Annotated in this window: 18 protein-coding genes; 15 read left to right on the forward strand and 3 right to left on the reverse strand. The window is 70.0% G+C overall.

Annotated features, from left to right (window positions below; all coding sequences use genetic code 11):
- Positions 1-10 precede the first annotated feature (10 nt).
- On the reverse strand, positions 11-1,885 hold the full coding sequence (locus ENE75_RS18885) for an ABC transporter ATP-binding protein (RefSeq protein WP_199232356.1): 1,875 nt from the start codon (positions 1,883-1,885) through the stop codon (positions 11-13).
- A gap of 178 nt (positions 1,886-2,063) precedes the next feature.
- Here ENE75_RS18885 and ENE75_RS18890 point away from each other — a divergent pair, with 178 nt between their 5' ends.
- The 4 genes from ENE75_RS18890 to ENE75_RS18905 are packed head-to-tail and all read left to right on the forward strand — an operon-like array spanning position 2,064 to position 4,556.
- The gene (locus ENE75_RS18890; protein ID WP_199232357.1) at positions 2,064-2,840 is read left to right on the forward strand and encodes a hypothetical protein; all 777 of its coding nucleotides are present in this window, start codon (positions 2,064-2,066) and stop codon (positions 2,838-2,840) included.
- A gap of 45 nt (positions 2,841-2,885) precedes the next feature.
- Positions 2,886-3,503, forward strand: a complete 618-nt coding sequence (nthA, locus tag ENE75_RS18895; RefSeq protein WP_128199884.1) for a nitrile hydratase subunit alpha — start codon at positions 2,886-2,888, stop codon at positions 3,501-3,503.
- 10 nt (positions 3,504-3,513) lie between these two features.
- Positions 3,514-4,182 carry a nitrile hydratase subunit beta gene (gene nthB / locus ENE75_RS18900; RefSeq protein WP_128199885.1) on the forward strand — a complete coding sequence of 223 codons (669 nt, stop codon included), beginning with the start codon at positions 3,514-3,516 and terminating at the stop codon, positions 4,180-4,182.
- Positions 4,179-4,556, forward strand: a complete 378-nt coding sequence (locus ENE75_RS18905) for a nitrile hydratase accessory protein (protein WP_128199886.1) — start codon at positions 4,179-4,181, stop codon at positions 4,554-4,556. Before nthB ends, ENE75_RS18905 begins: the two co-directional genes overlap by 4 nt.
- A gap of 36 nt (positions 4,557-4,592) precedes the next feature.
- Here the strand turns inward: ENE75_RS18905 and ENE75_RS18910 are convergent, their stop codons facing one another.
- Complete coding sequence (locus tag ENE75_RS18910; RefSeq protein WP_128199887.1) at positions 4,593-7,013, reverse strand: penicillin acylase family protein; 2,421 nt, start codon at positions 7,011-7,013, stop codon at positions 4,593-4,595.
- A gap of 94 nt (positions 7,014-7,107) precedes the next feature.
- Between ENE75_RS18910 and ENE75_RS18915 the strand changes: the two genes are divergently transcribed.
- Together ENE75_RS18915 and ENE75_RS18920 are read left to right on the forward strand one after the other, a co-directional pair.
- Complete coding sequence (locus tag ENE75_RS18915) at positions 7,108-8,709, forward strand: GMC family oxidoreductase (RefSeq protein ID WP_128199888.1); 1,602 nt, start codon at positions 7,108-7,110, stop codon at positions 8,707-8,709.
- Positions 8,710-8,736: 27 nt separating this feature from the next.
- Positions 8,737-9,744, forward strand: coding sequence for an LLM class flavin-dependent oxidoreductase (locus ENE75_RS18920; protein WP_128199889.1), 1,008 nt, complete (start codon positions 8,737-8,739; stop codon positions 9,742-9,744).
- A gap of 234 nt (positions 9,745-9,978) precedes the next feature.
- Here the strand turns inward: ENE75_RS18920 and ENE75_RS18925 are convergent, their stop codons facing one another.
- Positions 9,979-11,535, reverse strand: a complete 1,557-nt coding sequence (locus tag ENE75_RS18925; RefSeq protein ID WP_128199890.1) for a UbiD family decarboxylase — start codon at positions 11,533-11,535, stop codon at positions 9,979-9,981.
- Positions 11,536-11,752: 217 nt separating this feature from the next.
- Here ENE75_RS18925 and ENE75_RS18930 point away from each other — a divergent pair, with 217 nt between their 5' ends.
- The 9 genes from ENE75_RS18930 to ENE75_RS18970 all read left to right on the forward strand — a co-directional run bounded on the left by ENE75_RS18930 (position 11,753) and on the right by ENE75_RS18970 (position 19,628).
- The gene (locus tag ENE75_RS18930) at positions 11,753-12,616 is read left to right on the forward strand and encodes a transglycosylase SLT domain-containing protein (RefSeq protein ID WP_128199891.1); all 864 of its coding nucleotides are present in this window, start codon (positions 11,753-11,755) and stop codon (positions 12,614-12,616) included.
- 223 nt (positions 12,617-12,839) lie between these two features.
- Positions 12,840-14,090, forward strand: coding sequence for a serine hydroxymethyltransferase (glyA, locus tag ENE75_RS18935; protein WP_128199892.1), 1,251 nt, complete (start codon positions 12,840-12,842; stop codon positions 14,088-14,090).
- A 25-nt stretch (positions 14,091-14,115) separates the two neighbouring features.
- Positions 14,116-14,559, forward strand: a complete 444-nt coding sequence (gene nrdR / locus ENE75_RS18940; RefSeq protein ID WP_128199893.1) for a transcriptional regulator NrdR — start codon at positions 14,116-14,118, stop codon at positions 14,557-14,559.
- A gap of 124 nt (positions 14,560-14,683) precedes the next feature.
- Complete coding sequence (locus ENE75_RS18945) at positions 14,684-15,217, forward strand: GspH/FimT family pseudopilin (protein WP_158289010.1); 534 nt, start codon at positions 14,684-14,686, stop codon at positions 15,215-15,217.
- Positions 15,218-15,331: 114 nt separating this feature from the next.
- Positions 15,332-15,838 carry a type IV pilin protein gene (locus tag ENE75_RS18950; RefSeq protein WP_128199895.1) on the forward strand — a complete coding sequence of 169 codons (507 nt, stop codon included), beginning with the start codon at positions 15,332-15,334 and terminating at the stop codon, positions 15,836-15,838.
- Positions 15,835-16,440, forward strand: a complete 606-nt coding sequence (locus ENE75_RS18955; RefSeq protein ID WP_158289011.1) for a GspH/FimT family pseudopilin — start codon at positions 15,835-15,837, stop codon at positions 16,438-16,440. Before ENE75_RS18950 ends, ENE75_RS18955 begins: the two co-directional genes overlap by 4 nt.
- Positions 16,441-16,459: 19 nt before the next feature.
- The gene (locus ENE75_RS18960) at positions 16,460-17,149 is read left to right on the forward strand and encodes a PilW family protein (protein WP_158289012.1); all 690 of its coding nucleotides are present in this window, start codon (positions 16,460-16,462) and stop codon (positions 17,147-17,149) included.
- Positions 17,146-18,468, forward strand: a complete 1,323-nt coding sequence (locus ENE75_RS18965; RefSeq protein WP_158289013.1) for a pilus assembly PilX family protein — start codon at positions 17,146-17,148, stop codon at positions 18,466-18,468. The genes ENE75_RS18960 and ENE75_RS18965 overlap by 4 nt, the downstream gene beginning before the upstream one ends.
- Positions 18,468-19,628, forward strand: coding sequence for a type IV pilus modification PilV family protein (locus tag ENE75_RS18970; RefSeq protein ID WP_128199898.1), 1,161 nt, complete (start codon positions 18,468-18,470; stop codon positions 19,626-19,628). The genes ENE75_RS18965 and ENE75_RS18970 overlap by 1 nt, the downstream gene beginning before the upstream one ends.
- Positions 19,629-19,630: the final 2 nt, after the last annotated feature.

Below are 19,630 nucleotides of genomic sequence, written 5' to 3' on the forward strand. Positions count from 1 at the left end.
TCTCACCCTCTCAGGCCAGGGCCGGCGTGGTGTCGTCGTCTTCCGTCGTCTCGTCGCCGTCGTCCTCGCCGAGGAAGCCGCCGCTCTGGTGCGCCCACAGCCGCGCGTAGAGCCCGCCCTGCGCCAGCAGCTGCGCGTGCGTGCCCATCTCGACGATGCGGCCATGGTCCATCACCACCAGCCGGTCCATCGCGGCGATGGTGGACAGGCGGTGGGCGATGGCAACCACCGTCTTGCCCTCCATCAGCCGGTACAGACTGGCCTGGATGGCCTGTTCGACCTCGCTGTCCAGCGCACTGGTGGCTTCGTCGAGCAGCAGGATGGGTGCGTCCTTGAGCATCACGCGGGCGATGGCGATGCGCTGGCGCTGGCCTCCGCTGAGCTTGACGCCGCGCTCGCCCACGTGGGCGTCGTAGCCCTTGCGGCCCTTGGGGTCGGTGAGACCCTGCACGAAATCGTGCGCCTCGGCGCGCTCGGCGGCGTGCACCATGTCGCGCTCGCTGGCGTCGGGGCGGCCGTAGACGATGTTGTCGCGCACCGAGCGGTGCAGCAGCGAGGTGTCCTGCGTGACCATGCCGATTTGCGCACGCAGGCTGTCCTGGGTGACGCCGGCGATGTCCTGGCCGTCGATCAGGATGCGGCCACCGGCCACGTCGTAGAAGCGCAGCAGCAGGTTCACCACCGTGCTCTTGCCGGCGCCGGAGCGGCCGACCAGGCCGATCTTCTCGCCCGGGCGGATGTGCAGGTCCAGCGCGTCGACGACCTTGCGCGGGCCGCCGTAGGCAAAGTCCACGCGTTCGAAGCGGATCTCGCCACGGCTGACCCTAAGCGGCACGGCCTCGGGCCGGTCGACCACGCTGCGCGGGCGCGACAGCGTGAGCATGCCGTCCTGCACGGTGCCGATGTGCTCGAACAGGCTGGCCATCTCCCACATCACCCAGTGCGAGATGCCGTTCAGGCGCAGCGCCATCGCGCTGGCCGCGGCCACAGCGCCCACACCCACCTGCCCCTGCATCCACAGCGCCAGCGCCACGCCGGCGGTGCTGGCGATCAGCAGCACCGACAGCGCCTGGTTCACCACCTCGAAGCCGCTGACCAGACGCATCTGCCGGTGCACCGTGCCCAGGAACTCCTGCATCGCGCTGCGCGCATAGCCGGCCTCGCGCTGGGCGTGCGAGAACAGCTTGACGGTGGCGATGTTGGTGTAGGCGTCGGTGATGCGGCCCGTCATCAGGCTGCGCGCGTCGGCCTGTGCCTGGGACGTGGTGGCCAGCCGGGGCACGAACCATCGCATGGCCACGACGTAGCAGCCCAGCCAGAGCAGGAAGGGCCCGAGCATCCAGGCGTCGAAGCCGCCCAGGATGGCGGCCATGGTGACGAAGTAGATGACCACGTAGACCAGGATGTCGGCCACGATCATCCACACGTCGCGCACCGCCAGCGCGGTCTGCATGACCTTGGTGGCGATGCGGCCGGCGAACTCGTCCTGGTAGAAGCCCATGCTCTGGCCGAGCATCAGGCGATGAAAGTTCCAGCGCAGCCGCATCGGGAAGTTGCCGGCCAGCGCCTGGTGCTTGAACATGGTCTGCAGCGCCGCCAGCACGATGCTGCCGGCCAGCACCGCGGCCAGCCCCATCAGCGTGCCGCCTTCGCGGGCCCACAGGTCCGCCGCCGGCACGTCGGCCAGCCAGTCGAGGATGCTGCCCAGCATGGCGAACAGCACGGCCTCGAAGGCGCCGATGGCTGCGGTCAGCAGCGTCATCAGCAGGATGTACTTCCGGGTGCCTTCGCTGGCGGCCCACAGGAACGGCCGCAGACCCTTGGGCGGGGGTGCGGGCTCGGTGGCGGGATAGGGGTCGACGAGGCGTTCGAACCAGGCGAACACGGGTGGCTTTCGATCGGGAAAGCGCGCGAGTTTGCCCGCTTTCGGTGTCAGGCTGAATCCCCCAGGACCGACCCACCCGACAGCGCCGGGCCTTTCGGTCAGGATGCGTACGTTCGGAACCTTCCGCCCCCCAATGGCCGCCCGGACCGACGGCGACAGACCAGGAGCAACATGCCCGATGAACGACAGAACTTGCGGCGTCTCACGCCGGTCCGTGGTGTGCGCACTGGGCTGCAGCGCGATTTCTCTGCCCGAGGTGACCATGGCCCAGGCTGAGCAGATCGTGGACGCGCGCTATGCCGAGCCGGTGACGCGCTACGGCCACTTCGCGCTCGGCCGGCCCCACGAATACGCACGCGTGGTGGCGCGCACCGACGCCGGCCGCGAACTGGCGCTGGTGCTGCCCGAACACGAGGTGTTCGAGGACCTGACCCCCAGACTGGTCCGCCTGACGCCGGGGGCGCCGGTCCAGCTGCTGGCCATCCTCAGTGCACGACACAGCGGCGCCCGCCTGGCCCTTCTGGGCCTCGTCGGCGGGCGGCTCGCGGTCGTGGCCGAATCGGCGCCCATCGGCACGCCCAACCGCTGGCTGAACCCGGTGGGCGTGGCCGACCTGGACGGCGACGGCATGGCCGAGATCGCCGCCGTGACCACGCCGCACATCGGTGGCGTGCTGCGGATCTACCGACGCGACGGTGCCCGACTCATGGAACTGGATGCGCAGCGCGGCTTCTCGAACCACGTGTACGGGCAGGAGCAACTGGGCCTGTCGGCGCCGGCCCGCCTGGCGGGCCGGATGCAGCTGCTGGTGCCCGACCAGCCCCGCACGACGGTACGCGTCATGGCGCTGGTCGATGGCCGGCTGACGGAGACCGCGCGCTGCACCTTGCCCATGCCCGTCGACGGCCCGGCCGAGCTGGCCGCGTGCGCCGATCGGCTTGGCGCCACGCGTTGACAGGCACGCCACGCGCCGGCACCCGACCTGTCCATAATGCGCCGCATGTCGGCAGGCCACGACCACGATCACGACAGCGATCACAGCCACCTCGGCGAGATGGACCTGCGCGTGCGCGCGCTGGAGACGCTGCTGGTCGGCAAGGGCTATGTGGACCCGGCCGCCGTCGACCGACTGATCGAAACCTACGAGACCCGCGTGGGCCCGCACAACGGCGCCCGCGTCGTCGCCCGGGCCTGGGCCGACCCGGCCTATGCACAGCGCCTGGCCGACGACGCCACCGCGGCCATCGCCGAGCTGGGCTACAGCGGCCGCCAGGGCGAACACATGGTGGCGCTGTTCAACACGCCGGACGTGCACCACATGGTGGTTTGCACGCTGTGCTCCTGCTACCCCTGGCCGGTGCTCGGGCTGCCACCGGTCTGGTACAAGTCCGCGCCCTACCGCGCTAGAGCCGTGATCGAGCCGCGTGCGGTGCTCGCGGAGTTCGGTGTGCAGATGCCGGAGACCACGCGCATCGTCGTGCGCGACTCCACCGCCGAGGTGCGCTACCTGGTGGTGCCGATGCGCCCGGCCGGCACCGACGGCTGGGACGAAGCCCGGCTCGCCACCCTGGTCACGCGCGACGCGATGATCGGCACGGGCGTCGCCCGCCAGCCCTGAAGGACCAACCGTGAACGGCGTGCACGACATGGGCGGCCTGCAGGGTTTCGGCCCGGTGCAACTGGAAACCGACGAACCGCTGTTCCACGCCGCGTGGGAACGCCGGGCGCTGGGCCTCACGCTGGCCATGGGCGCCACCGGCGCGTGGAACATCGACCAGTCGCGTGCGGCGCGCGAGAGCCTGCCGCCGGCGCAGTACTTGGGCTCGAGCTACTACGCGATCTGGATCGCCGCGCTGGAGCGGCTGATGCGGCAGCGCGGGCTGGTGACCGCCGACGAACTGGCCGCCGTGCACCAGGGCACGGTCGCCGCGGCCGCCGCCGGTCCGGCGCTGCGCGTGCTGCGTGCCGGCGAGGTCGACACCGCGCTCGCCCGAGGCACGCCGGTGAGCCGCCCGGCGGCGGGCCCAGCCCCCTTCGCCATCGGCGACCGCGTGCGCGCGCGCAACCTGCACCCGCCAGGCCACACGCGGCTGCCACGCTACGTGCGCGGCCACGTCGGCACGGTCGTCGGCGTGCATGGCGCCCACCTGTTCGCCGACGCGCATGCGGAAGGCCGCGACGAGGCGCAGTGGCTGTTCACGGTGGAGTTCAGCGCCGCCGACCTCTGGGGCCCTCAGGGCGACCCGCGCGACCGCGTCAGCGTCGACGCCTGGGCGTCCTACCTGGAGGCCGCATGACACCCGACCCCGACCTCTCGGCCCTGCCCGGCCTGCGGCTGGGCGACGACGGCCCGGTGTTCGGCGAACCCTGGCAGGCCCAGGCCTTTGCGCTGGTGCTGGCGCTGCACGAGCGTGGCGCCTTCAGCTGGCCGGAGTGGGCTGCAGCGCTGACCGCCGCCATCCGCGACGCGCAGGCACAGGGCGACCCGGACGACGGCGGCCGCTACTGGCAGCACTGGCTGAACGCGCTGGAGTCGCTGGTGCTCGCCCGCGGTCTGGGCGATGCCGCGCAACTGCAGGCGCTGGCTGGCGCCTGGGCGGAGGCAGCGGAGCGCACACCGCACGGGCAGCCGATCGTGCTGGACGAGGCCGACCGAGCGCGCCTGGTCTGACGAGCGTTCACCGAGCCCGCCACGTGGGCCGGCGCATCATGGTGTGCCAGCCGCTTGCAGCACCAGCAGGCCACCAGCGGCGGCGGCATCCGCCGCCGGCCACAGCGGCACCGTCTGCCCTTCGGACCAGGGGGTCGCAAAGTTGCGGTAGGCCGCGGCCCAGGGCAGCCCGCTCTGGCCGCTGCTGTGCATGAAGCGCGACTTCGTGCGGTCGCCCACGTCGTACAGCGCGCGCAGGCTGGGGCCGTGCGTGCTGCGGTAGCGCTGCGCGTCCGGCCCCGACAGGCTCACGCGCATCGCGTCCACGGTGTAGGTGTCGCCGGGCACCGGCACCGAGACCTCGAACCAGGGCGCCAGCGCCGCCACCTTCGAGAACGGCCGGTGCTCGGACACCGCGCGGTGCGCGTCGTCCCAGCGCCAGCGCGCCGGGTTGGCGCCGAAACGGGCCGAGAGCTCGTCCAGCGCATCGGCCAGCGCCGCGCTCACCTGGTCGGCGCAGGTCTCGGCCGCCGGCGTGCGCTTGTGGTCGCACCACCAGGCGTCGTCGCGCGCCAGCACGGCCTCCATCGCGTCCTGGAACGTGCGCCCACCGAAGTGCTTGCCGAACAGCGCCTCGCCCACCTCGTCCTCGAACAGCCGCCGTGCCAGTGCGCGCTGCCACGCCCAGTGGATCAGCGGTGCGGCACGGTCACCGGCCATCGTGCCGTCCCAGCCGGCCAGCTGCTGTTGCGCCGCACCGGCCAGCGCATGGGCCGGGCGTGCCTGCTTCAGCCAGGGCAGCAGCTTGGCGGCGGCGAGCGACTTGACGTCGGCCTGGATCGCACCCAGTTCGTCCAGCGTGTGCTTGGCCTTCTCGGCCAGGCGCTGCTCGATGCGATGCTGGCGGTAGGGCAGCGTCCAGTCGTGCGTCAGGTGATGCCGGTAGTCCGGCGGCGTGATGCGCTGGTTGGCGGTGGCGATCCAGCCGCGCGCCGGGTCGACCTCGCGTGGCGTCTCGCCCGCCGGGATCCAGCCGATCCAGTCGTAGCGCGCGTCCCAGCCCGGGACGGGCACCTGGCCGGCGAGATCGTTGTCGGGCTGGCGCAGCGGCACGCGGCCCGGCGAGATGATGCCGATGCGGCCATCGGCGTCGGCCACCACCATGTTCTGCATCGGCGCCACCCAGCCTTCGGCGGCGGCGATGAAGGCCTCGACACTGGCCGCGCGCATCATGCCCAGGCTGGGGGCGATGGGGTCGCTGTCGGCATCCAGCGCGGTCCAGCGCATCGCCAGCACGTGGCCGGCGTTGCTGACGTCGTCCATGCCGGCGGCGTCGGAGATCACCGGCCCGTGGCGGGTGCTGCGCACGGTCATCGTGACCGGGTCGCCGCCTTTCACGCGAATCGTCTCCTGCCGGGCCTCGAAGGCTGCCCATCCCTGCGGTGTGCGGTAGCGGCTGGCATCGGCCGGGTCTACCTGCTCGATGTAGAGGTCCTGCACGTCGGGCCCGGTGTTGGTGAAGCCCCAGGCGATGCGCGCGTTCTGGCCCAGCACCACGCTGGGCAGGCCGGGCATCGTGGCGCCGCCCACGTCCAGCGTGGGGGTCTTCAGTCGCGCGAAGTACCACAGCGCCGGCGTCGTCAAGCCCAGGTGCGGGTCGTTGGCGAGCAGCGGTTGGCCGGTGGCGCTGCGCGCGCCGGCGAGCACCCAGTTGTTGGATCCGGTGCCCTCGATGCCGGACTCCGGCGCCAGCGTCGGCAGTGCCGTCCAGGCCTGGCGCACCGGCGCACGCAGCAGGCCCAGGTCACGGTAGAGCTGCGGGTAGTCACGCTGCACAGCCGGCAGGTCACCCGGGTAAGGCGGCATCAGCTCGTCGATGCGTTCGCGCGGCAGCACCGCGGCCAGGCGCATGCGCAGCAGTTCGTTGCGCCAGTTGCCGCCCAGGTCCCAGGCCATCATCAGCGCCCACGCCAGGCTGTCCACCGGCGTCCAGGCCTCGGGCACCACGCCCAGCACCAGGAATTCCGGCGGCCGCGCCTTCACCTGCAACAGTGCGGCGTTGACGCCCGCGCTGTAGGCCTCCAGCACGGCGCGGCTCTCGGCGGGCAGGCGGTCCCACTGGGCCTGCGCCGCCTGGCGCACGCCCAGCGCGCGCAGGAAGCGGTCGGTGTCCAGCGCCGCGGGGCCAAAGGCCTCGGCCAGACGCCCGCTGCCGATGCGGCGGTGGGTCTCCAGCTGCCACAGGCGGTCCTGCACGTGCACCACGCCCAGCGCGAAGAAGGCATCGGCGTCGCTGGCCGCGTGGATGGTGGGGATGCCGTGCACGTCGCGCGCGATGCGCACCTCGGCCTGCAGGCCGGGCAGGGCCAGCCGGCCGTCGTGCAGCGGGTTCGCGCGCTGCACGTAGAACCAAGCGGCGGCGGCGATCAGCGCGCAGAGGAACAGCAGCGCCAGCACGGCGCGCGTCAACCAACGCATCGGGGTTTCTCCTGGTATCCGGGTCTCTAGAGGCGTGAGCCTAACGTGGGCGCACGCCGCGGGAATCGGCAGCCACCCGGTCTAGGATCATTTCATGACAGACCGCCATGACTACGTGATCGTCGGCGGCGGCTCGGCTGGTGCCGTGCTGGCCGCACGCCTGAGCGAGAACCCGGACACCCGCGTCGCGCTGCTGGAGGCCGGCCCGCCGGACCGCAGCGTGCTCATCCACTGCCCCGCCGGGCTGGCCGTGATGGCGCAGACCGGCACCGCCAACTGGGCCTTCCAGACCGTGCCGCAGCCGGGCCTGGGCGGCCGCCGCGGCTACCAGCCGCGCGGCAAGGTGCTGGGCGGCTCGAGCTCGATCAACGCGATGATCTACCTGCGCGGCCAGCCGCAGGACTACGACCACTGGGCGCAGCTGGGCAACCCGGGCTGGGCCTGGGACGACGTGCTGCCCTACTTCAAGCGCGCAGAGCACAACGAGCGCGGCGCCGATGACTGGCACGCCCAGGGCGGGCCGCTGAACGTGATGGACCTGCGCAGCCCGAACCCCTTCGGCGCGCACTTCGTGCAGGCCTGCCTGCAGGCCGGGCTGCCGGCCAACACGGACTTCAACGGCGCGTTGCAGGAAGGCGCGGGGCCCTACCAGGTCACGCACCGGAACGGCGAGCGCTTCAGCGCGGCCAAGGGCTACCTGACGCCGAACCTGGGGCGGCCGAACCTGCAGGTGATCACGAACGCGCGCGCCACGCGCATCCTGCTCGACGGCACGCGCGCCACCGGCGTCGAGCTGCGGCGCGACGATGGCAGCACGCAGACGCTGCTCGCCCAGCGCGAGGTCATCGTCTGCGCCGGCGCGCTGCAGTCGCCGCAGCTGCTGATGCTCTCTGGCATCGGCGACGGCACCGCGCTGCGTGAACACGGCATCGCCGTCGCGCACCACCTGCCCGCGGTGGGCCGCCACCTGCACGATCACCCGGACGTGGTGCAGATCGTCGACACGCCGGGTCTGCACGAGCTGTTCGGCCTGTCGCCGGCCGGCGCCTGGCGCGCGCTGAAGGGCATCCTGGAATGGCGTCGCGCGCGCAGCGGCATGCTGACCACCAACTTCGCCGAAGCGGGTGCCTTCTTCCGCAGCACGCCCGACGTGGCCACACCGGACCTGCAGCTGCACTTCGTGATCGGCAAGCTGATCGACCACGGCCGCAAGCCGGTGTTCGGCCACGGCTATTCCTGCCACGTGTGCCTGCTGCGCCCGCGCAGCCGCGGCAGCGTGGGCCTGGACAGCGCCGACCCGCTGGCCGCGCCGCGCATCGACCCCTGCTTCCTGACCGACCCCGACGACCTGCATCGCATGGTGCTGGGCTTCAAGGCCATGCGCCGCATCCTGCAGCAGCCGGCGCTGGCCCGCTTCGGTGGGCGTGAGCTCAACGCCACCGCGGTGGCGCAGACCGACGAGCAGATCGAGCAGGTGATCCGCGCCCGTGCCGACACCATCTACCACCCGGTGGGCAGCTGCCGCATGGGCCCGGACCCGGCCCACGACGTGGTGGATGCGCAGCTGCGCGTGCACGGGCTGCAGGGGCTGCGGGTGGTGGACGCGTCCATCATGCCGCGCATCGTCTCCGGCAACACCAACGCGCCGGTGATCATGGTGGCCGAGAAGGCGGCGGACCTGCTCAAGGCGGCCTGACGCGCTGGCGAGGATCACAATGGCGGGGTGAGACTCTCCATCCTCGACCAGTCGGTCTGGGTCGCCGGGCGCGGCCAGGACGACGCCATTCGCGACACGCTGGACCTCGCGGTCTTTGCCGAGGGCCTGGGCTACCACCGCTTCTGGGTCAGCGAGCACCACGCGCTGCCCACCATCGTCGGCACCGCGCCCGAGGTGCTGATGGCCGCCATCGCGTCACGCACCACGCGCATACGCATCGGCAGCGCCGGCGTGATGCTGCCGCACTATGCGGCGCTGAAGGTGGCCGAACAGTTCCGCGTGCTGGACGCGCTGGCGCCGGGCCGCATCGACCTCGGCGTGGGCCGCGCGCCCGGCAGCGACGGCCGCACCGCGCGGCTGCTGAACCCGAACGTCGCCGGCAACCCGGACGACTTTCCGCAGCAGGTGCAGGAACTCATCGCATGGACACGCGGCCTGCCGGCGCACGGCGTGCCGGCGCACCCACTGCCGCCCGAAGGCAGCGGCCTGGCGCGTGCGCCGGACGTCTGGATGCTGGGCAGCTCCGACTACGGCGCGCAGCTGGCCGCTCACCTGGGCCTGCCCTACGCCTTCGCCTACTTCTTCATGGACGGCCAGGGCGTGGAGCAGGCGCTGCACCTGTACCGCACGCTCTACCGACCCAGCGACCGCCACCCGGCGCCGCGCGCGACGATCTGCGTCTGGGCCCTGCTGGCCGACACCGACGCCGAGGCGCAGCGCCAAGCGCTGAGCCGCGACCGCTGGCGGCTGGACCGCGCACGGGGTCGGCTGGGCCCGCTGCGCTGGCCCGACGAGATCGCCGCCACCGGCTTCGACGAGATGGAACAGCAGCAGCTGGCGCCGATGCGCGCGCGGTCCTTCGTCGGCAGTGCCGCCACCGTCGGCGCAAAGCTGCGGGCGCTCGCAGCCGAACTGCAGCTCGACGAGCTGGTGGTCAACACCTGGGCCACAGACCCGGCCGTGCGGCGGCACTCCTACGCGCTGCTGGCGCGCGAGTTCAAGCTGGCCCCCTGAAAGCAGAAACCCCTCCGGGCCGTTTCGACCGGGAGGGGCGTGGCGGACGGTGCCGCCTGCGGAACTCCGGAGATTTTCGTCCGACGTTCCTGACGCACAGAAGACTGTGCCGTCTCAGGGTGCCTTCGTGGAAGGCAATTCAACCTTAGGACAAGCCAGCGGCACGCGCAAGACGGGCGGGGGCATTTCCGCGCCGTCTTTACATTCGCGCTGACACAGATCAACCGCTGCAGATCAACGGCCGGCGACCAGGCGCTCCACCAGCGGCGCCATGCGCGCCGTCACCGTCGCGTCCATGCCCAGCGCACGGCCCCACTCGCGGGCCGTCTCGCCGGGCCACTTGTTGGTCGCGTCCAACCCCATCTTGCCGCCCAGGCCGCTGACCGGTGAGGCGAAGTCCAGGTAGTCGATGGGGGTCTGGTCCACCAGCGTGGTGTCGCGCACCGGGTCCATGCGCGTGGTGATGGCCCAGACCACCTCCTTCCAGTCGCGGATGTCCACGTCGTCGTCCACCACCACGATGAACTTGGTGTACATGAACTGGCGAAGGAAGCTCCACAGGCCGAACATCACCCGCTTGGCGTGGCCCGGATAGGCCTTGCGGATGCTGATCACGGCCATGCGGTAGCTGCAGCCCTCGGGCGGCAGGTAGAAGTCGGCGATTTCGGGAAACTGCTTCTGCAGGATGGGCACGAAGACTTCGTTCAGCGCCACGCCCAGCACCGCCGGTTCGTCCGGCGGCTTGCCGGTGTAGGTGGAGTGGTAGATCGGCTCGCGGCGCATCGTCAGGCGCGAGAGCTCGAACACCGGGAACCAGTCCTGCTCGTTGTAGTAGCCGGTGTGGTCGCCGAACGGGCCTTCCAGCGCGTGCAGGTAGCCGCCCTTCTCCTTCAGCGGCACGCCGGCGGCCGAGGTGCCGGTGTAGCCCGGCGCGGCCGGCGGGATGTGGCCCTCGAGCACGATCTCGGCACTGGCCGGCACCTGCAGCCTCAGCTCACCTTCGCCCACGCTGCTGTCCACCAGCTCGGTGCGGCTGCCGCGCAGAAGACCCGAAAACTGGTATTCGCTCAACGTGTCCGGCACCGGCGTCACGGCGCCCAGGATGGTGGCCGGGTCGGCGCCCAGCGCGGTGACGATGGGGAACGGCTGGCCGGGGTTGGCCCGTGCGAAGTCGCGGAAGTCCAGGGCCCCGCCGCGGTGGGCCAGCCAGCGCATGATGGTCTGCCGCGGGCCGATGACCTGCTGGCGGTAGATGCCCAGGTTCTGCCGCCGGCGCGGCTGGGCCACACCCTGAGGGCCGCGCGTGACCACCAGGCCCCAGGTGATCAGCGGGCCGGCGTCGCCGGGCCAGCAGGTCTGCACCGGCAGTCGGCCGAGGTCGATGTCGTCGCCGGTGAGCACCACCTCCTGGCATGGGGCGCTGCCCTTGACGGCGGGTTTCATGTCCCACACCGCCTTGGCCATGTCCCAGAGCTTGCCCACCTCTTTCAGGCCCTTGGGCGGCTCCGGCTCCTTCAGCGCGGCCAGCAGACGACCGACGTCGCGAAGATCCGACAGCGACGACGCCCCCATGCCCAGGGCCACCCGTTCAGGGGTGCCGAAGAGGTTGGCCAGCACCGGCATGGTGTGCCCCGCAGGCCCTTCGAACAGCAGCGCAGGGCCCTCGGCACGCAGCACGGCGTCGGCAACGGCCGTCATCTCCAGGGCAGGCGACACCGGATCGGCCACCCGGCGCAGCTGCCCCTGGCGTTCGAGCTGGCCCATGAAGTCTCGCAGGTCGCGGTATTTCATACTCAGAAGTAATTAGAGACGCATTCCATATTCTTGACCGGGTATAGGCCGGTTCCTAGAATCCGCCGCGCTGAGACGAATCCGGGTTAACCCGAAAGCCCGAACACGCAGGCCGCGCCTCCCCCTACGCTGGGGTCTTTGCGATGAGCGCCTGCCACGTATTGTGAGACCCGACCCGCGCCGACCACGGCGCCGGGGTCTCGATGGAAGGAGAGCCATGCAGACCCTCGCCGCATTCCGCGACGTGCAGCGCGCCACTGGGCGCGGTCTGTCCGTGTTCCTGCGCGACGTGGGCCACGGGGCCCTGGAACTGGGCCACAACACGCTGGCCCTGGTGGGCCTGGCCACGGTGGCCGCGGCCATCTTCGCTGTCGGCCGGCCCGACCTGCGTCACGAGGCCGAGTCCGTGGCCCTGAACTGGCTGCAGGACCGCTTCGAGCAACGTGCCGTGGCCTCCGGCGATCTGCTGGCCGTCGTGGGCGAGCCCACCGCAGTGGCCCGCGCCACCGCCGCCGACCCCGCGGAGCTGACCCGCGAACAGGCGTCGGTGGCGCGCTGGCTGTCGCGCCGCTACCGCGTGGCGCCGGAACCGGTGGCGCGCCTGGTCAAGGAGGCCTGGGACATCGGGCAGCGTTCGCGCCTGGACCCCACGCTGCTGCTGGCCATCATCGCCATCGAGTCCAGCTTCAACCCGTTCGCGCAGAGTTCGGTCGGCGCCCAGGGCCTGATGCAGGTGATGACGCGGGTGCACGACGACAAGTACGAGGCCTTCGGCGGTGTGCACGCGGCCTTCGACCCGGTGAGCAACCTGCGCGTGGGCGCGCAGATCCTCAAGGAATACGTCCGCCGCACGGGCAGCGTCGAAGGTGGTCTGAAGCACTACGTGGGCGCCGCGCTGCTGGAGACCGACGGCGGCTACGCAGCCAAGGTGCTGTACGAGCAGAGCCACATCCAGCGCGTGGCGCAGGGGCAGTCGGTGGCGGTGAACGTGCCCAGCACCCCACCGGCGCCGCCCCCGGAGCCGGAGGCCCTGCCGGCCGACACAGCCGCCGAACGCGTCGCCATCGCGCCGCAGTCCTGAAGCACCGACGCCGGCGCGTCGCACGCTACACTGGCGAGCCGCGCGACTGGCGATGAGGGGCGTCCTGCCCCGAGGTGGGCCACCACCGGGGAGCGCGGCGGCCGAGGCAAGCCCACGGGGTACCTGGCCGCAGTGCCGTTCGCCTGGGCAGCCCTCCGCCGGTGACTCCCCTGGAGCGCCGGCCTGCGCAGGGCCAGGCCACCGTCCACGAGGAACCGTCCCCATGTTCGACCGCACCCGCTCCACCCTCGAGCTGATCGACCCCGAGGTCGCCGCTGCCATCGCCGCCGAGAACCGCAGGCAGGAAGAGCACATCGAGCTCATCGCCAGCGAGAACTACACCAGCCCTGCCGTGATGGCCGCGCAGGGCAGCCAGCTGACCAACAAGTACGCCGAGGGCTACCCCGGCAAGCGCTACTACGGTGGCTGCGAGCATGTGGACGTGGTCGAGACGCTGGCCATCGAGCGCCTGAAGCAGCTCTTCGGTGCCGGCTTCGCCAACGTGCAGGCCAACTCCGGCAGCCAGGCCAACCAGGCCGTGTTCTTCGGCCTGCTGCAGCCGGGCGACACCATCATGGGCATGAGCCTGGCCGAGGGCGGCCACCTGACGCACGGCATGCCGCTGAACATGAGCGGCAAGTGGTTCAACGTGGTCAGCTACGGCCTGGATGCCAACGAGGCCATCGACTACGACGCGATGGAGCGCCTGGCGCACGAGCACAAGCCCAAGCTGATCATCGCCGGCGCCAGTGCCTACAGCCTGCGCATCGACTTCGAGCGCTTCGCGAAAGTCGCGAAGGCCGTGGGCGCCTACTTCATGGTGGACATGGCCCACTACGCCGGCCTGATCGCCGCCGGCGTCTACCCGAACCCGGTGCCGCATGCGGACGTGGTGACCAGCACCACCCACAAGAGCCTGCGCGGCCCGCGCGGCGGCATCGTGCTGATGAACGACGAGGCGATTGCCAAGAAGATCAACAGCGCCATCTTCCCCGGCATCCAGGGCGGCCCGCTGATGCACGTGATCGCCGGCAAGGCCGTGGCCTTCCACGAGGCGCTGCAGCCGGCGTTCAAGACCTACCAGGCGCAGGTGGTGGCCAATGCGAAGGTGCTGGCCGAGACGCTGATCGAGCGCGGCCTGCGCATCGTCAGCGGCCGCACCGAGAGCCACGTGATGCTGGTGGACCTGCGGCCGAAGAACCTGACCGGCAAGGAGGCCGAGGCCATCCTGGGCAGCGCCCACATGACCTGCAACAAGAACGGCATCCCCAACGACCCGCAGAAGCCGATGGTGACCAGCGGCATCCGCCTTGGCACGCCGGCCATGACCACGCGCGGCTTCAAGGAAGAGCAGGCGCGCCAGACCGCGCACCTGATCGCCGACGTGCTGGACCACCCGCACGACGAGCAGACCATCGCCGCCGTGCGCGCCAAGGTGGCCGTGCTGACGCGCGACTTCCCGGTCTACCGCTGACCCGCCAACCGGGCGACGACAGGCCATGCACTGCCCCTTCTGCGACCATGACGACACCCAGGTCGTCGAGACGCGGGAATCCGACGAGGGCGACGTCATCCGCCGCCGGCGTCGCTGCCTGAAGTGCGACAAGCGCTTCACCACCTACGAACGGGTGGAAGTGGCGCTGCCGGCGCTCGTCAAGCGCGACGGCCGGCGCGACGAGTTCGACCCCGACAAGCTGCGGGCGTCGATGATGCTGGCGTTGCGCAAGCGCCCGGTGGGCATGGAACAGATCGACGCCGCGCAGGAGCGCATCCTGCGCAAGCTGCAGAGCAGCGGCCTGCGCGAGGTGCCCAGCACGCGCGTGGGCGAGATGGTCATGCGGGAACTGAAGAGGCTGGACAAGGTCGCCTACGTGCGCTTCGCCAGCGTCTACCGCAGCTTCGAGGACGTGGACGAGTTCCGGCAGCTGATCCAGGACATCTGAGGCCACCCCCCGGCCGGGGGACGACCGTTCCGGGGCCCCCGCCGAGCCCTCCCTGCGCGGGTTCCGGGCAATGAAGGTGCTGCCTAGAGTGCAGGCATTCCAGCCCGCCTCCAGGAACACCGTCATGACCATCCGCCGCATTTCACAGACCGGCTTCAGCCTGGTCGAAGCCCTGATCCCGCTCACCGTCGCCGGCGTGCTGCTGGGCAGCGCGTTGCCCACGTTGGTGGGTCTCAAGGAACGCCACCGGCTGGAAGGCACGGCTGCACAACTGGAGACCGACATTCAACTGGCGCGGGCAACGGCCGTCGCTCGCAACGAAGTCCTCCGCATGGACTTCCTGCAGGAGCCGGGCGGCGACGGGTGCTACGTCGTGCACGACGGCGCCCCTGGGGACTGCACCTGCACCGCTGATGGACCGGACTGTGTGCCGGAGGTCACGCCGCTGCGAACGGTGCTGCTCCCGATGGCACAGCCCCTCTCGTTGCAGACCAACGTGCGAGGCGTCAGCTTCGATCCCACCGGCGGGACAGTGACGCCAACCGCGACGCTGCGCCTCCACGGGCGGGCGGGCACGTTGCATCTGGTCGTCAATGTCATGGGGCGGACCCGTACCTGTACCCCGGACGAGGCCCTACCTGGTCAACGTCGATGCTGAGCTTCCGAAACCCGAACCGGCAAACAAGGGGGAGTGCGACCGGCGGGAGCGCTCCGGCGACGAACGGTCCGCACTCGCAGCCTCTTTCGGGTCGACCGGCGTGAGAATCTGCACATGTCCTGCCTGCCCCTGCACACGGCTCGTCCGCCGGCGCCTCAGCCTTGCCAAGACCGCCGTGGTTTCACGATGGTGGAGTTGCTGCTGGCGATCGTGGTGGTCGCCATCCTGGCGGCCATTGCGGTGCCCGCGTACAACGAGTCCGTACGCAAGAGCCGGCGATCCGAAGCCTACACGGCGCTGGCTGCCGTGCAGCAGGCGCAAGAACGCTGGCGAAACAACAACGCGTCGTACACCACCGCGCTGACGGCGGCCGGTGGCGACGACCCGCCCGGGCTGGGGCTGTCCGATGTGACGCCCGGGGGTTACTACGCGGTCAGCATCGATGCTGCCGACGCCACTGGCTACACGCTGACGGCCTTCGGGAGAGACGGCACGTCGCAAGCCAGCGACGAGTGCCGCGGCCTGCGCGTTCGTCTGGCGGGTGGCAACCTGACCTATGCAGGTTGTGGCACTGCAGACTGCGGCGGCTTTGCCGCCACGCATACATGCTGGACGCGATGACACGACATCGACGCCAACGCGGCCTGACGCTCGCGGAACTGCTCATCACCATCGCCGTGGCAGCAGCGTTGCTCACGATTGCCGCGCCCAGCTTTCGTGAGTTCATCCTGACGCAGCGCCTGAAGAGCATCAATGGTCAGTTGGTCACTGATCTGCAGTACGCACGGTCGGAAGCAGCCGCGCGTGGGCTGAATGTGACTTTTCGAGTCAGCGCAGCTACCGCCGACAGTCCGCAGACCTGCTACATCATCTACACGGACCCATCAGCCGACCCTCCCAGCCAGGCATGTGGGTGTCACCGCGTTGCAGGCGCGCGATGCGATGGAGATGCACGCGAGATCCGCACCGTCGCTGTACCCACGAGTGATGGCGTTGCACTTTCGGTGCCGATCGACCAGGCCGACCGCTTCACCTACGACCCGATCGCCGGCGGTATACGCCTGCCCATCATCGAGGTCGGCGCCGCGCCGGGTTCGCAGTTCGCGGTCGGCGCTTCTGTGGACGCTGCCCGGAGCCTGCTGACAGTGGTCGGCCTCAGCGGGCGTCCCAGTGTCTGCAGTCCTTCGGGATCCACGATGCATGAACCGTCCTGCGACGACTGAACCGCGGAGTCCAATGCCGATGCACGCCGATAGCATTCGATCCAACCAGCGCGGCCTGACGCTGGTTGAACTGATGGTCGGCTTGGCGGTGGGGCTCTTCGTGCTCGCTGGCGCCACACTGGTCGTGTCCTCGCAACTCAACGACAACCGCACGCTGCTGCTGGAAACCCAGATCCAGCAGGACCTGCGCGCCAGTGCCGACATCATTGCACGCGAAATCCGCAGGGCGGGAGCACACGGCAGCCCCAGCCAGCTGATCGTCACAGTTGGTGGCCCGGCACCAGTGCGCAACGGATTTGCCGACGTGGCCATTGCCGGCACCAGCGAGATCACCTTCAACTACCGGCGCAACCAGCAGCAGGGGCCTTACGGCTTCAGGCTCAGCGATGACGGCGTCATCCAGACACTGCTGGGCAACGGCGGCTGGCAAGCCCTGACCGATGGCAACACGATGCGCGTCACGGAACTGACGGTAACGGCGATGCCGGAAACGGTCGCCCAGATACAGTGTCCAAAGGCCTGCAGTGCCGACCCTGAAGACACGGCATGCTGGCCATCGCTGGCGGTGCGCAGCTACCAGATCGACATCGTCGCGCGTGCAGCCACTGATCCACGCATCCAGCGAAGCATTCGCAGCGTGGTACGCGTTCGCAACGACGACCTGCGCTTCAACGATCCGCTGAACCCGGCCCTGGCATGCCCGGCATGAGACCTACCCGCACCCCCTACGTCGGGCGACGGCAGCGTGGCGTCACCACGCTGATCATCGTCAGCGTGCTGTTCTTCATCCTCGCGCTGGTGGCCGCGTACACCAACCGCAACATGATCTTCGAGCAGCGGACCGCGGGGAATCAGTTCCGGTCGACACTCGCGTTCGAGGCTGTCGAGGCCGGCGTGGAGTGGACGCTGTCCATGCTCAACAACGGCCGCATCGACGACGACTGCCTTTCGAGCGACGACGCGGCTCAGCTGTCGTTTCGCCAACGCTACCTGAACATGTCCGCCGACACCGGTCTCGTTGATCCCGGTCCGGCGTTCGGCGCCGACCTGGGGGGCACGGTCTGGCCGAGTTGTGTCTTCAACGGGGCCGACTGGACATGCAGTTGCCCGGTCAACGGCGACCCCGCGCTGGTGGAGCCCGTGGGTGCAGGCGTGTTCCCCGCATTCAGGGTTCGCTTCGTACGCCACGTCCCTCAGCGGCCGGGGCTGGTCTGGTTGGAGGTCAACGGCTGCACCCGGCTGGATGACACCTGCCTCGATTTCCCGGCCGCGCCCGTGGCGGGGGAAGGCCGCATGCGGGCACGCGTGTTGGTGGCGCTCAAGAGCGCGTTGCCGGCCGTACCCTCTGCCGCGATCACGGTGCTGGGGGACGTTGACGTCCCTGGCGGCGGAACCACGCTGTGGGCCATCAATGGCAGCGCAGGCAGTGGCGGTCTCGCGGTGATGGCAGGTGGCAGTGTCGACACCGACGTATCGCTAGGCAGTTCCCCGGGCTCACCGGCCGACCGTGCACGCGTCGTGTCCGAGGCGGACCCTTCGCTGGTTGCAGCAGTCTTTCCCCCGGACGCTGCGGATGCGAGGAATCGCATGTTCTCCAACGTGTTCGCCACCACATTCGATCTCTACCGTGACCAGGCTGCGACCCTTGTGCTGGATTGCGACCCTTGCGGTGCCGCCGATGTCCGCGAAGCGGCCGAGCGCCACCCGGGCCGCATTCTCTGGTTGGCCGGTGATGCGTCGCTCGACAGCGGCGGCGGCATCGGCTCACCAGCGGCCCCGGTGATGCTCGTCGTCAACGGCGCACTCGCACTCGATGTGCCGTTGCACGGCGTGGTCTACAGCCGTGGCGAATCGTTGGCCTTGAGCGGGGCCGGTGGCAGCATCCAGGGCGCGCTGATCGGGGAAGGCGATCTCGATTTTGAAAGCGGCAGCACCCTGACCGTGACGCACGAGGCGCAGACGCTCAACCGATTGCGCTGGACACACGGCACCTTCGTTCGTGTTCCGGGCGGCTGGAGGGACTTCTGATGGGCCGCCTGCCGTCGACCGAGCGTGGCATCTCGCTGGTCGAAGCCCTGGTGGCGCTGGCCATCATGGCCTTCGGCACCCTGGCCGTGTTGGGCGTGCAGACCACGTTGCGATTCAACAGCGACATCGCCAAGCAGCGAGGCGAGGCCGTGCGCATCGCTCAGGAGACGCTGGAGGCTGTGCGCGCCAGCGTGGAAACACTCGCCGACTACGATGCCATCGTCAGCGCCGCCGCTGCCGACGTGGCCGGCTACGACGTGGCCAACACCACCTACCAGGTGGCGCAGTCCGTGGTCGATGCGGCTGAGGGCGACATCCACGCCCCGCGCCGCAAGGCCGTGGTGATTGATGTCACTTGGCAGGACCGCACCGACCAGACACAGTCCGTGCGGCTCAGCGCAGCCTTGCAGGGTACGCCACCAGCGCTTGCCGGGTCGCTTCTGGTCAACTCGGATGGCACCGGCGTACGCCGGCCCCGAGGCCGACATCCCGCGGTACCGGTGGAAGCCATCGACATCGGCGACGGCACGAACAGCCGCTTCCAGCCCCCGGGTGCTGGCGTGTCATGGGTGTTCAACAACACCACCGGCTTCATCACCCAGGTCTGTACTGGCGACGCCTGCACGGCCTTCAACGCCCGTCTTCTGGCCGGCTTCGTGCGCTTCTCGGCCAACCCGGCAGCGCCTTCGAACGCGGCTGAGGCGGAGAACCCGCTCGGTGCGAGCATGCCGGTGGAGCTGACCGTGGTGCAGTCTGCGCCCGCGGACCAGGCAGGCAGCCAAGCTTGCTTCGAGACCCAGCAGCCGCTCTATGTGGCCTACTACTGCGCCGTTCCATTGGGCACCGGCGATCGCTGGTCGGGACGGTCACTGGTGGTTCATCCGGACATCGTCGCTTTGCTTGGCGATGCCACGGCCGGCAAGTGGCGGGTGTGCCGCTACACGCCCAAGCTCGGCCACTACCTCGTGCCCAGCGAGATGAGCAACGAAGAGCACCCGCTCGACTACGTCAACGTACGCACGTCGCTGGTGAACCAGAACTTCCTGATGATTGGCGCCGGTGACGGAACCACAGCCTTCACCTGCCCGAACGAGACCGACAATACCGGTGTGCTTGAGTTCATCGACGGCGATACCTACCGCCACCAGCCTGCGTCCTGAGC

This window comes from Rubrivivax albus (genome assembly GCF_004016515.1).
GTDB lineage: Bacteria > Pseudomonadota > Gammaproteobacteria > Burkholderiales > Burkholderiaceae_C > Rubrivivax > Rubrivivax albus.